This is a genomic window from Shewanella sp. MBTL60-007 (assembly GCF_019654915.1).
Classification (GTDB): Bacteria; Pseudomonadota; Gammaproteobacteria; order Enterobacterales; family Shewanellaceae; genus Shewanella.
In genome coordinates this window covers 1-14,533 of the sequence record NZ_BPET01000083.1, presented here as the reverse complement: position 1 = coordinate 14,533, position 14,533 = coordinate 1, and the positions used below count along the sequence as shown (strand labels likewise).

Below are 14,533 nucleotides of genomic sequence, written 5' to 3'. Positions count from 1 at the left end.
AAAAATTCGAAGTTGACAATATTAGTTGAAAAGCCAATTTCGTATTTATTGTATGATATGTTTTTGTTTTTCTTTTTTAGTTTGTTTTTCTTCATCGTGTTCCATTATATTGAAAAAATCAAACGTTATCATGAGCTTGTTGAAAAGGAACGTTTTCAAGATAGTCTTACGGGACTGTATAACTCAAGAAAGTTAAGCATTTATCTTGATAAAATCATATCAAAGCAAGAACCTTTTCTTATGCTTTATATGGATCTTAATGGCTTTAAAATAGTAAATGATACTTATGGTCACGATGTAGGAGACAAACTACTGAAAGCTTTCTCTGGAAGGATAAGCCATTCATTTTCTGATGATACATTTGTCAGCAGGATTGGTGGCGATGAGTTTGTTATGGTGTTTAATGGGGAACATACAGACGAACACAGAGCTAATTTCATTGCCAAAATTAAACAGATAGCAAAACAAGTATTTAGAATTGGGAATTTGTTTATAAACATATCAACGAGTGTTGGCTACGCTAAATTCCCAATTGAAAAAAATAAAAAGGAGGAGATTGTAAAACTTGCCGATATGCGAATGTTTCAAGATAAGCAGTAGCTTTTGAGAGCTAAAAAGCTTAAGGGGACGTTTCGGTTCTGTCGCATGGCTGGGAACTAAATCGTCCATAAGAGAGGAGGGAACAGATTCAGTGTAACTGCAATTTAGTTAATATGCTTCACAATTCTGTCTTCGAACTCAATAATGAATCGACTCATCGCCGCACGCCAGTTTCGAATGGGCATGGTCCATTTTTTACTGGCTTCTTTTATCGCTAGGTAACCCATTTTCTTGGCAGAGTCATCATTAGGAAACACCTTACGCTTTTTCAAGGCTCACCTAATCACGATGTTTAATGACTCATGTAGATAGCCTTACGAATATCCTGAGGGTAGTTAAAGAACGTATTTAGGTTATGTCAATGGTTGTGCCATGACTTGCTGATTTGAGGATATTGCTCATCCCAAGTATCGCTGAAGCGCTCGAGTTCGAGTAGTGCTTCTTCCTCCGTTGCTGATTTTTAAGCCCGGCAGTTACCGTCTTGTAGTCTTTCCACGATACGTACTTTAATGAGTTCCTGACCATATGCACGATACAGAGTTGTACATGAGTATCTGGATATACCGTATTGATAGCGTCAGGAAAGCCTTTTAGACCATCTATGCAAGCGATGAGAACGTCCTCAACAGCTCGTTGTTGCAATTCAGTGAGTACACCTAGCCAAAATATAGCGCCTTCATTTTCAACTATCCAAAGCCCTAACAACTCTTTGTGGCCTTCAAGGTTAATGCCTAATACTAAGAAAATAGATTTACTGATAACACGGTTATCCTGTCGGATTTTAACGACGATGCAATCAAGGTAAACGATTGGGTAAATGGTATCTACAGCGGCCTCCTTTAGGATGTTTCATTCTTCGGTTACGCGACGCAGTTCAGCCTTGAGTTTACGTATTTCGTCTTGCTGATTATCAATGGTGATGCCTTGCTTTTCTGGTTTATCAAACCTATTAATCAGTTGTGCAAACTTTTGGAAGTGACGCCTAATCTATCAGCAACATCTGCGATTTTATAACCTCGCTCAGTGACTTGTTTGACAGCTTCAATTTTGAACTCATCGGGATAACGTTTTCCGCGCATGTAACACCTCAAATTTTTTGGTTCATTATAACTCTATGAAGTGTCTACTGTTCTAGGGGCTTACCAACTGTGTCCATCATGGATTAGGCTAATTTATCAATATGCTTGAGTTTCAACCTAGTATTCGTAGGGGATTTACGCCATTTTGACATCAACTATTTGTATAATGATAACGTAACGCAACAATGGTTAAGGTATCTTGAGTCGCTTTATAAACCAATCGATGCTCATCAGAGATCCGTCTAGACCAATAGCCAGAAAGGTTCTCTTTTAACCGTTCAGGCTTCCCGATCCCCTCGAAAGGTGTTCTTCTACAATCTTTGATGAGTGTATTTATCCGTTTCAGTGTTTTTTTGTCTTGCTGCTGCCAATAAAGGTAGTCATTCCAAGCATGGTCTGAAAAAAGAATGTTCATTAGTCCAATAACTCACGCTCTTGTAGATTACCATCTTCAACCTGTTTTATTGAATCTAACAAGTGCTTTGCGTTTACGGGATTTGAAAGTAAATATAGCGTTTCTTTCCAACTATTGAACTCTGACTCAGAAAACATGATGACATTTTCAGCATCTCTGCGGTGGATCACCACATGCTCACAGTCATCGATGACACGATCACAAACAGATTTAAAATTACTTCTTACTTCGGTAAAGCTGTAAACACTCATAAATACCTCGACACGTACTTCAATAAGTATATCTTAATTCAAAACGCGAAGATGTACAACATTAAGTACGTATCGGTTTGGCGGGGCGTGAAAATAGAGTACACCCTAAATCAACATTAGTATGTATAGTTTAAAAGTGTAAAGATAGCATCTTAAATTGCTTTTATTGACAAAAGTAATTACTAGTCTAGACTCTAACTCTACATGTTGCATGGGGATAATGATGAAAGGGCAAAAAATTGGGTATGTCCGAGTAAGCTCACTTGATCAAAATGAAACTCGTCAGTTAGAAGGCGAGAAGCTAGATCGCATTTTTACTGATAAAGCATCAGGCAAGGATACCAATCGGCCTCAACTGCAAGAATTACTACAGTTCGTCAGAGAGGGAGACACTATATTTGTGCATAGCATGGATAGGCTGGCTCGTAATCTTGATGACTTAAGGCAGCTAGTTAAAAAACTCACCAGTAAAGGGATCTGTATCTATTTTGCTAAAGAAAGACTCACCTTTAATGGTGAAGACTCTCCTATGTCCAATCTGCTGTTATCAGTAATGGGAGCATTTGCAGAATTTGAGCGAGCATTGATAAAAGAGCGACAACGCGAAGGTATTATGCTTGCGAAGAAGAAAGGCGTATATAAAGGCAGAAAACAGGCTCTCAGAATGGAACAAATAACTGAACTTAAGCAAAGGGTTGTTGCAGGTGAAAACAAGACGGCTTTAGCAAGTGAGTATAAGATTAGCCGGCAGACATTATATTCTTATCTCAAAGGACCTTAAAATTCAGATCACGTATAGAAATTATCTTAAGGTTAATTTCGAGGGGATGGGCGCAAAACCCCTACTTGAACGAGTTGCTAAAGGTGATATTGAAATTAGTGAGCCAATCACATTTAACTTTGGGCATATGCCAGAGGCATTGACACATAGTGAAATCACAAAATTAAAAACGGTGGTTACATCGATTTAAACCGCACTATTCATTTTTCGGCGAGTGTAATGAACAAGGAATTTGGGTATCACGTTGTAAGTTGCAATATGTATTGTTATCCGCGCGTTGCTAATTTAGTAAAGTCGGTGACTCATTTCTGTCCAAAAATTAGCAGTAATTAGCAGCAACTTTTTGAGAAAGTTGCTGGGTTTGATATGAGTTCAATTACAACTAATAACTGGCAGATGATGCCAATCAGTAGTGTACTGAGAAGATAAGTATTCGCGCCTCATTTCCCATTTTTCATCGATACCTTGGGCCGCTATAAATAGCGTGTTTGAGCCAAACCGACTATTGAGTTATCTAGTGCATTCATTAACGCGGGGTTGCCCGCATCATTAGTTGCAAACATATCGAATTGTTGGTGTTTGTCGTTAGTCAGTTCAAGCAAACCTACACCAATTTTATAATAGTTAATACCTGGCTTATATAAATTGTGCACTTCTTTGGCTATTGCCGTCGTTAACTGCATGGTGCAGCTGGTGGGCGACTCAAAATGAATAACTTTTCGAAGTGTTCTCGGGTTTTCGTCATGCTGAGAGGAACTAGCGAATATCAACATGACTCGGGTGCTTGTTGACTGAGCTCTAATCTTCTTAGCTGCAATAGCAACATGCTTGGCTAAAGCTTGGGTTAATGCCTCAATATCGTTCACTCTACAACCTAGCGTTCGCGTTGAGTAAATGTTTTGTTTCTCTTTCCTAACTTCATCCCATTTCTTGCACTCGATACCATTCAGCTCTCTAATTGTGCGCTTGACTTCAATGCCAAACTGTTGTGTTGCTAGCTGCGGTGGAAACTTTGCTAGATCTAAAGCAGTTACCACATTCAGTAGTCGCAGTTTTTCACTTAGCTTTCGGCCTATTCCCCAAACCTTATCAACTGTTAACTGGGCAAGCGCTTCTCGTTCCTCTATTTCGGTTCGCAATACACAAACGCCAGCTCTCTCCTTGTCTTGCTTAGCAACATGGTTTGCTATTTTTGATAGAGTAAGCGTTCTGCCCATACCAACACAGACGGCTAGCCTTGCCTCTTTCCAGACCGCTTTTCGTATTTGAGCTCCAGTGCTCTCTAAGCAAAGTAATTTTTCATATTGCTTAAAGTTCAGAAAGCACTCGTCTACTGAGTAGACATAAAAGGTCTCAGAGTAGCGAGTTATTATCGACATCATTTTGCTAGAAAGGTCATGGTATAGCTCGTAGTTGCTTGACCGGACATTTACACCATTTCGCTCACAAATTTCTCTGACCTGGAAGTATGGCAAAAACTTATTTACACCAGCCTCTTTAGCTAGGCGATTACACGCAACGACACAACCATCATTATTCGAGATGATTATCAGTGGTTTACCTCGAATATTGGGGTCAAATACTTGTTCCGCTGCGCAATAGAAAGAATTGGCATCAATTAAGGCAAAGGTGATTATTCTCCTATTGGCTGCAGCAGTGACAAGCTTCTGTGGGCTCGTATAGATGAAACTACAATACCCTCTATATTAAATTCATCATTTTCACTGATTTGTAATGGATCATAACCATCGCTTGATAACAACATTCTATTTTTGGTATCGATGCACTTGCAGATAAAATTAGAGTTTAAGAACCCTACAATCACGTCACCATTAGTCACAGTAAGTGACCGATCCACTATTAAAACATCACCATCAAATATTCCAAAATCAACCATAGATTCGCCGCTGACACGAGCTAATAAAGTCGAGCTTGGGTGGTTAACTAAAAGTTCATCTAGGCTTAATGGCAAGGCGCCATATTCAGCGCATGGGCTTTCAAAAGAACTAATGCCTGCACTCGCAGAAATCGAAATAAGTTGCATTTTTATGGGTCACTGTATAAATGCACAGTTATTTTAAACCCAAATTAGATAGATGCCAAATTTAGTAGATTTTGCGGATAAAGTGAGCGGGTTGCTCTTTACCAACCAAGTCATGTAGAGAGTTTGGTACGAATAAAACAAGTACCTCTTTCAATTTCAATCTAGCTTTGCACGTAAGAAGCCTGCGCTCCTTTACTTGGTGACTGACAGCTCGATTAAAACCCTCAATTTCGTAGATGGTAGTTTTACTAATACCGGAGTCAATAGAGAACTGTGGAATTGATGTGTAACCGGAGGAGATTCGAATGTTAATCAATAAACGTATTTCGTGTTTTTGCTCTGCATTCAGCATATCACCACCTTTTACATTTCAGAACGAGAATAGACCTATTAGACCGAAAATCTTTACTAGAATGAGCCTCACTTTACTCAGGGGAAGAATGGTAAAAGGGTTTGCAATCAATTAGATTATGAGCAATGTTACACCATGTAGAATCTAACGGAGAGCAAAATATGAGCATAATAGACGCAATGGGTAAAGTAGGACTAAATAAACAACAGGCACTTAACACGCTTGTAACTACCTATACATTACTCTCGTTATCTGTAATTGGCCTTATAATTTTCTTAACAACTTCATGGCTCGTTTGGAGTTCCGGCCTAATGACTGCAGAACAGCAAGAGGTATGGTCTGGGTTGCCCTATGGCATGGTTTTTTCCTATTTACTGTTTGGCTTCGTGCCTGGCTTGAAGAGCTTAGGTATTTTCCAACTTTTATCATTAATTAAGCAAACAACATACAAATTGCACGCTTAATTAATACATAGATGTCAAATCTCCGTTTGACATCTATGTGATCTTTTTTTAAGCTAAATCTAAGCAGAAATATAATTTCTCGACACCATTAGAACACTCCTCCAAGTAGTAAAACCACCATCACTTCGACATCTAAACACCATACGAACAATTTTCGTATGTAGTTTACCTGCACCAGTTTTTCCACCGCTCATGGCTTAGAGCAAAGTTCATAGGGACTGCCAAATACCACTTAAACCACAACTAACGTTCTTGTTAGTTACCAAACCACACTCTTTATTGAGTACTCAACAGTGCACTTAACTGCATAAAATGGAGGGGCGTATGCTCTACACAAACTTTGGACCAATCATCGTAATCGTAATCGCTATTCTCATTGCTATGGTTGTTGTAGTTATGGCTAAAGCGTTTTGGAGAGGTATTAATTCTCTAGCGCAAGTTTGCACAGTCAACACTGCCAATGAAGATGTACGAGTTAACAATAAGCAGGCAACTGCTAATAAATCAAAACCAAAGAAGCCTCTGTCTTTTCCTGCTCATTCAACTGGGAAAGCCATGATGACTCCGACTAGCGAACTGATTAACTCTGCTAACAGCGGGAGAGAATCAACGCTTATAAATAGTTCAGACTTAGAAACGCCAACTTGGTTACGTAAGTACCCAACTGGCATTGTAAGTGAATCATTGGATGGAAACCTTACTATCAGCAACGATGAAGCTCCTGTTTCATCACAAGACTTCGTTGCTGAGGTTTGTGAACCTGAGGTGCTATCAGTACAAAGCGAAACTGCTCAAAGTACAGAAGGTGAACCTGAGGTAAGTAGAGGCGAAGTAAAAATTATGACTGCACCAACAGTTAATAATGATTGCGATGCTTCACGACAAACAGAGGTTTTTTGTTAGTAAGTAATGAATACAGGGGACTTGTCCCCTGTGTTTGTCAATCAGGCTTAAGTTGACGAGTACACAGCCACTTGTACAGGAGGTCTCATGTACGATCAAGAAAGAATCTTTAATGCTGCTAAAGGGCGTTGGATCTATATTTTTAAACAGATATGCCCCGAATGGGGTGATGTCTTATCTATTCGCAAAGGTATGCCAATACCAAGAATGAACTGCCCAGTACATAAAGGAACATCTGGCGAGGCTTTTGGGCCTTTAAAGCATGTGAACTTATCTGGCGCAATGGTGTGCAATACCTGTGGTGTTACTTCAAACGGTTTTAAGACTCTTGAACGCTATAAAGGTCTTAAGTTTAGAGAAATGCTGCAACGAGTAGACTCGATTCTAAAAATGGATGAATTACCTGAACCAGAACAAGAAGTAGTTGGGTTAACTGAGGAAGATCTGGAAGACCAGAAACGACTCTTAGCTAAGCTCAATTACTACTGGCAAGGTGCTATTCCTTTGAAAGAGTCTGATCAAGCAAAATTGTACTATGAAAATCGTGGCCTTGAGCTTCCAACTACTGATGACGTGCGTTTCCACCCTGCAGTCAGCTTTAGTGAAGAAGATAAGGGTGAAGATGGCAAAAAGCGTTATGTCTATCGCGGTAAGTTTGGTGCAATACTTCATATTATTCGTAACAAAGAGATGAAGCCGGTTAATATTCATCGAACATATATCGGTGATGATGGGTTTAAAATCCCATTTAACGGCACTAAGAGGTCTTTTCAAGCCATACCTGGTCGTGAACTATCAGGTGGTGCAATACATTTATCTAAGCTCTCAGGAGATGAGATTTCTGTAGGAGAAGGGACTGAAACCTGTGAGGCTTGGAGGCAAACTTTAGGTTGGGATACATGGTCAGTAGCAAATGCTGGAATGCTACGAACATGGACACCACCAACCGGAGTTAAGAGAGTCAACATAATAGAAGATCTTGATGCTTCTAATGGTGGCGCTGAAGCTGCTGAGGCACTTGCTGAACGTTTAGTTAAGATGGGAATATCGGTTCGTAGGTTTATACCTCCTTTACCGTTATTACCGGACGAAAAAAGCGTAGATTGGAATGACGTATTACTTGAAATGGGTCCTAGTGGATTTGATTGGGTACGAAATTCAACGTGGTAATAAGAAAACCGTTATCTCTATTGTGATAACGGTTTTTTTATATCAGCTATTTTTGGCCTTTGGATTTAATGTGCTGATCACCTTGTTAGGTGAGATATTCAATTCATTGCACATCACAAGCATTTGTGAGTGAATCTCTTCAATGCTTTTAGTTTCAGCCTCCTCTGCTAGTCTCTGCTTTTCTTCGGCATCTTCGATGGATTGCATCAAATCTTCTAACTTCTCAATATATCTTTTGATACCGGCTTTACCGAGCTGTTTAAATACTTTATTAAATGCGCCTTTTCGCTTAACTAATAACTCTAGACTTTCAGCGTTAATTAACTCCATTTGGGCTCCTTTATTTCTTGTGGTTTACCGAGCAAATATCCTTGGAACAAGGCAATTCCTAATTCTATGAGCTTGCTATATGTCGCATCGCTATCAATTCCCTCTGCGACAACTTTAGCTCCTAAGGGCTTAGATAACGCTACAGCTGCACGAATCGCATTGAATTGCATTGGGGTTGTGGCGTGAACAAATGTCGCATCTAACTTGATGTACGCAATTGGGTTTTGTCGGCAGAAATCTAGTGGATTATGCCCTGCCCCAACATCATCTAATGCAATCAAGTATCCAAGCTTGTTAAGCTCATTGAGGGACTTTGAAACCTGTTGTGCGTATTCAGTCGGAACTCCGCGCTCCGTTACTTCCATGATTAAATTAAAACAGGCATCTCCATTCAAAGCGGTAAGCTCCCTCAGGCGATCCATAAAATCACTATCAAGTAGTGACTCTTGTTCGATGTTGACCGAGTATTTATTTGAAGGGGAATGTTGAAGCAGTTGGTATGCTTTCTTAATTGCGTACAGATCCAAAGCCTTAGTTAGCGATGGTGGAAGTTCTTCATCAAACGGACAAAAAGAGATGTCTCCAATATCAACTCTAGATAGGATTTCGTAAAACTCTACGCCACCACTGACATCTACTACAGGTTGAACCTTATATTTAAAAGAATCGTCGTGAAACCCTTGAACTAAAATTTCGTTCAATTGAGCACCGTCAATCCCCGCCTCTAATAGCTGCAAATGTGTATGCATAATTCCTCCACTAAGTTATGGCTTTATTATGCACTCTCCGTGTTTTCTTAATTCCTAAATAGGTACTGCTGTCAGACCAATATGCAACAGGCAATCAACTTTGGTTATGTACTATGAAGCATCTCAATTAAAGGAGAACAACATGACAACCTTAGAGAATATCGCGATTACTGTTTTATTTTATCGTGAGAATGGGAGTTTCGAGTTAGAAAGTGCCGTTATAAAAAGCCCTAAAGTTAGTGATAAAGGACGTATTATCATTCCTGACGACTTTAGACCTGGGCGGTGTATTTTTGCTGTGCTAATGGGTAGAACGACTATTTTGAATGGTATCGGCGCAACTAGAAGTACAAAGGTTATCTGCGGACCAGTTACAGCAACCGTTCTTTATTATTCAGAGGAGCTTTCTCTTGTTCTTGAAGCTAGCACCCTCTCAGGTTTGGATACCGGTAATCAAGGCCGTGTATTGCTAGATAATGAATTTAGAACTGGGAAAAATATTATTTGTATTGTCGAGGGGCAAGTACAACTGATCAATTATATGGGTCAACGGGCATTAACTTCGCAATCAAATAAAAATCGCTGCATACATACTCCTGAAGGTTGATACTAGTCTCTAGCGGCAAAGCCGCTACGAGACATACGCGCTCGCGCGCGCCGCCCCGCCTTTTAAAAGGTTAAAGCAATGCCCTATTTATTGAATATACTGCGGCCTAACTGTTACATTCTGTAGTAAGGAAATCAGAGTATGTAGGTAGCGAAATTGGGCAAATCAAAAGATAGCAAACGGACTGTAGTCACAAAAGAACAACTCGAGTCATTAAACAAGCAGCTGGTGGCAATACGCACTCTCTCAACTGAACTTAAATCAGCACTCAAAGCCTTGCCTGTAAAAGCGGCTGAGCTTTATCACTTACCTGAACTAGAAGTTGAAGATGAACAGTCGCAACCAATTTCTATTCCTGTCCATACGGATAGCACTTACCCTACAGCTAAAGCTAACAAAGCAATTGCCATGTTGACATCATTCCATGTAGCTAATGACTCCAATGGTAAGCAGTACAGTACTCGATTAGTAAACCGCTATCCTGGATTCGTGCAATTTGACTTAGACCAGTGCCCTACTTCAATTGAACAGCTAACAGATGCGCTTAATCGCGCAAAAATGGAGTTTATGAAGGAACTTGATTTAGTCACTGGCACAAGTGAACAGCAATGGGAAATTATCCATAGCTTAGCTCCAAGAATAATGACTCACCAGCTTAAGCGTGTTATTCGGATTGCATGTGACAACATCAAGTCAGCAAACCTAAATTGCAAGCCACAGTGCTACTATAAAGTGCCTGATCGGTTAAGGTTCTATTGGGCAAGTAAAATGCAATCACCAAAAGTCATTAAAGACAATATCACCAACAAGCTTGCCAAAATCCAATCTCGGCCGCCTAAAAATGTGGATCAGAAACAATGGCAAGAGCAAATCCAATCGCAAATCGATACCGTCAACAATACTAATCGAAGACTTCTTATTAGACGCCCTACTCGCGTGCAGCCACTTTTGAAGCTTTCATATAAAAATGCTTATGGAGTAGCAGAGAAGAAAATTAGGCCTATCGAACTAGGCGCTACAACACCTATATTGATCTTCAGTAAGTTAGACATAACTCTTAAAGAATTGGTTGAGTATAAGAAATCGAACTCACCTACTGAGGTAGAAAAATATACGCTATTAAATGAGCAGTTATATCTATATATCGAATAATTTTTCAATCAAATTTAAGTCTTATTCTCTATCAAGAATGAGAACACGTGAAGAGACTAAATGACTGGTGATGATTACGCCTAGTGAACCTAGTGCATCAAAAGGAAACGAAATTCAGGTTTGAACCAAAAATCAAACTAGCTAAGTAGAACGGTAAACAACTCTGACGAAAAGAGCCTATGTAATAGGCTCTTAATAACAACTATTTTCGTTCGGCTATCGCCTCGGAAAGCATTGACATAAACTTTCGAAAATCCTGCATCTTCATAGCTGGAAAGCTACCCACTCTTTTTCCACTAGCAATATAATGTGCAAGTGCTAACATATAGTTCGCTGACATAATAAGTCTCCATTATTGTTGTTGGTACAGGAAGCATGGAATTTGGCGATGACATGCTTCCTGACTCTCTTTACTTAGCGAAAAATCCAGTAATTTTCACTGAAAATCCCACTACTTTTCAAACCCTAATACTTCAAAAACAAACACTTACTGTTTTCACTTCTCAGAAGTAATTTTCAAAATATAATCTTCAATTTGCTTGAGCTTATCTTTCTCTATTCGAGAAAATTCGAAAGTAACCTTGTTGCCGGTACTATCTTGTTTCTTTCTAACAAACTTATTTTTATTAATTGAAACGATTGGCTCAAACTTCGCGGCCTTAGCAGGTGCTTTCTTTTTACCCATTAAATGCTGAGCTAGTAACTTAAAGACAAAATCTTTTTCAACTTCCTTAGTTTCAGAATTTGCTCTGAACAGCTTCAATTCTTCAGAAACCGACTTAACAGCTTCACTCATGGCATCTAAAACTTTGTGCTCATACTCTTCAAGGTCATTGTCAGTAGCACCTTTATCGCACTTAGAAATGTTCGCAGAAGTTAAAACAACTTCCTGAACTTTCTTTAGCTCACGATAATCTTTTGCAACCAAGGCCTCTGAGTGATCGAATAGCTTAATCAAGTTAACATTGATAGAAATCGCAGTTAGACAAGTAGAGATATATGACTCTGACTTATTAAAGATACGAGCGAGCTCTTTCTGTTCGACCTTAATCTCTGTTTCTGAGTTACGTTGTAAATGAGTAATATGTCGTAAGAACTTAGCGCCCTCTTCCCTATGTGTATGCTTCATAACAAGGGAAAATTGCTCAGTTAAATCCAATGCTTCTTGTAAGGTCAGTTGCTCTTTGCTGTAAAGGACATCATAACCAACACCACCTAATAAACAGCCAGCACGTCTTAATGAACCATCTAAAACCTCAATGACATTATCTGCTTCCAAATACCCAATTGCCGGATAGATTTGGTTATCTTCAAGGCTCTCAGCTAACTTAAGCAGTTCGTCATGATTAATTTCCTCTTGAATCCTTGGATTCAAATGCGCTGAAACACGAGTTTCTTTCTCAATAGCATCATGTGAAATATGCTTTGCGAAAAACTTAACCTTACGTCCAGAGCTAAGTTTAAAGATTTTTGGTTTATCTATAGGTCCTAGTGGAGCGTTTTTTGGCGCGCCAGGTCTTGAAGAATAAAAACTTGCTGTACCAGTCATTATCTACCCTCCACTTCAGCCAAGTTCAACAGTAACTCTCTAGTTGCATCACGTAATGAATCAACGGCTTTTGATAGTTGTCGTGGCGGACAGTGTAAGTTCGCTGAATCTGATTTCTTTAAATCAAAAACAGTACGATAGTTTCTGCTAGCAATTTCAAAAGCAGAACTACGCTTGATCACGCAATTCAAAAGCCACTTGCCTGACTTTTCCTTAATTTGGTTAAGCATATCTAAATCTCGACTTTGTTCATCATCATAGTTAACAACCATGATTTTCAACATTTGAATATTCTGACCTTGCGATGGTAGTCGGTAAAAATGATTTGGTAACTCTTCAATAAATTGGCAAGTAGACTTCCAATCAAGTTTACGTGGTGAAACAGGAACAATTACAGCGTCAGACGCCTCCATTGCATTCCAAACCAGTGGATTTGTATGAGGGCCGGTATCGACAAAAATAAGATCATAGCTCGTCTTTAATATACTAAGCACCTTTGTATCGAGCAGTTTTAGAAAATCATTCATATCACCTGTTTTCGCATACTCTTCCCAAGCTGCGGCACTAAAGCGCTCGTCAGATGGAAAAGAAGGAATAATGTCTAGGTTTGGAATGTGTGTACCAATGACAGATGATTGAACTAGATCTGAGTGCTCATAGCCCATTTCAGCAAGAGAAGAGTAATAGCTCTCAGGCTCAAGTTCGCCAAGCATTAAATCAACGCTCGTTAGCATTTGTCCTGTATTACCATGATCAGCAGCAGCAAAGTTTCTAAGTGAACCTTGAGGATCGAGATCTACAACAAGAACACGTTTTCTTTGTTTCAAATCTAGGGCAATTGAGGTTGCAACACTAAAGAGGGTGGTTGATTTACCTGTACCACCTTTCTGATTTTGTACGTCGGCAACCGGACAACCAGTGTGAGTATCAGACCATTTAGGAATTTTCATCCAATCCATCAGCGCGTGCATGTGTCTTAACGTATAAAGATAACGCCCCGAGGTATATACAACCTCTGGAATAACGCCTTCAGCCAAAGCCTCTTTTACTTTGTCTTTAAAGGTGTTTAGTGAAACACCGCAAATCTTAGCCGCTTCAGATTGGGGAATGCTGTGATTCAAAATTAACTGATCGATTTCATCAGTGGTTTTAGATTGCTCTAAAACAGCTTCAAGACGATCAAACTCGTCTTTATTAATTTCAGAACCTAAAACTGCTAAACTGTCTAATAAATCAGTCATTTTGATACCTACCATTCAATTGATGAAACAAATAATACATTGACAGTCTTTTATCGTCAAGACATAAAAACACTGTCAATTTTGTGTTTTTAAATTAAACGTATAAATCCTGCAAAATTTCCCAACAAAGTAAACGCTAAAAATTCCCAACAAAAATAACAACTTAATTGTTCTTGGTAGGTGGATTTTCACTGAAAATCACAGAGAATTATTTATATGTGCCATGATGAATTGATAGGCAGTTTTGATGTAAATAGGTTAGTAGTGTGTATAAAGAAACTTATAAGACTACGCTTATGCCCGAAATTGCAGGTGAAATCTAAAAATATTTGCAAAGGCAAAGAATGTACTAATCCCTAAAATATTAATCTTTTGCCTATATACGAATCATAGTTTTTGGAGTAGGGCAGTTCAGCAACTAATATAATTTACCAAAAGATAATATAAATGTATTTTATAAAATTTACTAAGTAGCATATTTAGCGTATGTAATCGCAAAAACGTGGGATAAATCTAGAGTTATAAATAAGTAAAAGTTATAACTAAAACAAGCAAGATTAATGCATAAAATAAAATAGAAATCTCTAAAAATACCGTTTTCTGTAGCAGAACGAGTCTCAGTTTACTTGAAATGAAAATTGTTAAGGGCTATCTTTAGCGGATATGCAGCTATCTAAGCAACGGAACAACATCATCTCTATGCCAAAAATTCACATGGCGAGTTATATCGAGTTTTGCGCGATAATACGTAGAGAAAATATAGGTACTCTTTCTGAGTACGATTCGTTTGTACGTTCAGATCACCCTGACGCTCAGACACTTCCTAAACAACCACAAGTTCACTAC

15 protein-coding genes and 3 pseudogenes are annotated in these 14,533 nt (G+C 38.9%); 8 read left to right on the top strand and 10 right to left on the bottom strand.

Annotated features, from left to right (window positions below; genetic code table 11):
- Nucleotides 1–600: GGDEF domain-containing protein (locus K5Q92_RS22190; protein WP_220771026.1), on the top strand; the 600-nt coding region annotated here is incomplete at its 5' end.
- 104 nt (nucleotides 601–704) lie between these two features.
- Here the strand turns inward: K5Q92_RS22190 and K5Q92_RS24535 are convergent.
- The 4 genes and pseudogenes from K5Q92_RS24535 to K5Q92_RS22170 form a co-directional block, all read right to left on the bottom strand.
- Nucleotides 705–1,428, bottom strand: a pseudogene (locus tag K5Q92_RS24535) (IS256 family transposase); the annotation flags it as partial.
- A gap of 24 nt (nucleotides 1,429–1,452) precedes the next feature.
- Nucleotides 1,453–1,679: pseudogene (locus K5Q92_RS24530) on the bottom strand (transposase); the annotation flags it as partial.
- A gap of 151 nt (nucleotides 1,680–1,830) precedes the next feature.
- Nucleotides 1,831–2,094, bottom strand: a complete 264-nt coding sequence (locus tag K5Q92_RS22175) for a Txe/YoeB family addiction module toxin (RefSeq protein ID WP_220771025.1) — start codon at nucleotides 2,092–2,094, stop codon at nucleotides 1,831–1,833.
- Nucleotides 2,094–2,345, bottom strand: coding sequence for a type II toxin-antitoxin system Phd/YefM family antitoxin (locus tag K5Q92_RS22170; protein WP_220771024.1), 252 nt, complete (start codon nucleotides 2,343–2,345; stop codon nucleotides 2,094–2,096). The genes K5Q92_RS22175 and K5Q92_RS22170 overlap by 1 nt, the downstream gene beginning before the upstream one ends.
- 223 nt (nucleotides 2,346–2,568) lie before the next feature.
- Here K5Q92_RS22170 and K5Q92_RS22165 point away from each other — a divergent pair, with 223 nt between their 5' ends.
- Nucleotides 2,569–3,126, top strand: a complete 558-nt coding sequence (locus K5Q92_RS22165) for a recombinase family protein (RefSeq protein ID WP_220771027.1) — start codon at nucleotides 2,569–2,571, stop codon at nucleotides 3,124–3,126.
- Nucleotides 3,127–3,498: 372 nt separating this feature from the next.
- Here the strand turns inward: K5Q92_RS22165 and K5Q92_RS22160 are convergent.
- Both K5Q92_RS22160 and K5Q92_RS22155 read right to left on the bottom strand, forming a co-directional pair.
- Nucleotides 3,499–4,760, bottom strand: a pseudogene (locus K5Q92_RS22160) (Y-family DNA polymerase).
- Nucleotides 4,760–5,170: a LexA family transcriptional regulator gene (locus K5Q92_RS22155; RefSeq protein WP_220771023.1), complete on the bottom strand. Its 411-nt coding sequence runs from the start codon at nucleotides 5,168–5,170 to the stop codon at nucleotides 4,760–4,762. The pseudogene K5Q92_RS22160 and the gene K5Q92_RS22155 overlap by 1 nt, the downstream one beginning before the upstream one ends.
- 513 nt (nucleotides 5,171–5,683) lie before the next feature.
- Here K5Q92_RS22155 and K5Q92_RS22150 point away from each other — a divergent pair.
- The 3 genes from K5Q92_RS22150 to K5Q92_RS22140 all read left to right on the top strand — a co-directional run bounded on the left by K5Q92_RS22150 (nucleotide 5,684) and on the right by K5Q92_RS22140 (nucleotide 8,059).
- Complete coding sequence (locus K5Q92_RS22150) at nucleotides 5,684–5,986, top strand: hypothetical protein (protein ID WP_220771022.1); 303 nt, start codon at nucleotides 5,684–5,686, stop codon at nucleotides 5,984–5,986.
- 324 nt (nucleotides 5,987–6,310) lie between these two features.
- Nucleotides 6,311–6,889 carry a hypothetical protein gene (locus K5Q92_RS22145; protein WP_220771021.1) on the top strand — a complete coding sequence of 193 codons (579 nt, stop codon included), beginning with the start codon at nucleotides 6,311–6,313 and terminating at the stop codon, nucleotides 6,887–6,889.
- An 87-nt stretch (nucleotides 6,890–6,976) separates the two neighbouring features.
- Nucleotides 6,977–8,059, top strand: coding sequence for a toprim domain-containing protein (locus tag K5Q92_RS22140; RefSeq protein WP_220771020.1), 1,083 nt, complete (start codon nucleotides 6,977–6,979; stop codon nucleotides 8,057–8,059).
- A 42-nt stretch (nucleotides 8,060–8,101) separates the two neighbouring features.
- Here K5Q92_RS22140 and K5Q92_RS22135 read toward each other — a convergent pair whose 3' ends face one another.
- The gene (locus K5Q92_RS22135; protein WP_220771019.1) at nucleotides 8,102–8,389 is read right to left on the bottom strand and encodes a hypothetical protein; all 288 of its coding nucleotides are present in this window, start codon (nucleotides 8,387–8,389) and stop codon (nucleotides 8,102–8,104) included.
- Nucleotides 8,380–9,138, bottom strand: a complete 759-nt coding sequence (locus tag K5Q92_RS22130; RefSeq protein ID WP_220771018.1) for an EAL domain-containing protein — start codon at nucleotides 9,136–9,138, stop codon at nucleotides 8,380–8,382. The genes K5Q92_RS22135 and K5Q92_RS22130 overlap by 10 nt, the downstream gene beginning before the upstream one ends.
- Nucleotides 9,139–9,280: 142 nt before the next feature.
- On the opposite strand from K5Q92_RS22130, the gene K5Q92_RS22125 reads away from it, so the two are divergent.
- Together K5Q92_RS22125 and K5Q92_RS22120 are read left to right on the top strand one after the other, a co-directional pair.
- Nucleotides 9,281–9,745: a DUF2375 family protein gene (locus K5Q92_RS22125; protein ID WP_220771017.1), complete on the top strand. Its 465-nt coding sequence runs from the start codon at nucleotides 9,281–9,283 to the stop codon at nucleotides 9,743–9,745.
- A gap of 156 nt (nucleotides 9,746–9,901) precedes the next feature.
- A complete protein-coding gene (locus K5Q92_RS22120; RefSeq protein ID WP_220771016.1) occupies nucleotides 9,902–10,897 on the top strand; it encodes a DNA replication terminus site-binding protein in 996 nt (331 codons plus the stop codon).
- Nucleotides 10,898–11,393: 496 nt separating this feature from the next.
- Here the strand turns inward: K5Q92_RS22120 and K5Q92_RS22115 are convergent, their stop codons facing one another.
- Both K5Q92_RS22115 and K5Q92_RS22110 read right to left on the bottom strand, forming a co-directional pair.
- Entirely contained in the window at nucleotides 11,394–12,446 is a 1,053-nt protein-coding gene (locus K5Q92_RS22115) for a ParB family protein (RefSeq protein ID WP_220771015.1), read from the bottom strand.
- Nucleotides 12,446–13,687 (bottom strand): ParA family protein, encoded by a 1,242-nt coding sequence (locus K5Q92_RS22110; protein ID WP_220771014.1) that lies wholly within the window; start codon nucleotides 13,685–13,687, stop codon nucleotides 12,446–12,448. Before K5Q92_RS22110 ends, K5Q92_RS22115 begins: the two co-directional genes overlap by 1 nt.
- A gap of 663 nt (nucleotides 13,688–14,350) precedes the next feature.
- Here K5Q92_RS22110 and K5Q92_RS22105 point away from each other — a divergent pair.
- Nucleotides 14,351–14,533: hypothetical protein (locus K5Q92_RS22105; RefSeq protein ID WP_220771013.1), on the top strand; the 183-nt coding region annotated here is incomplete at its 3' end.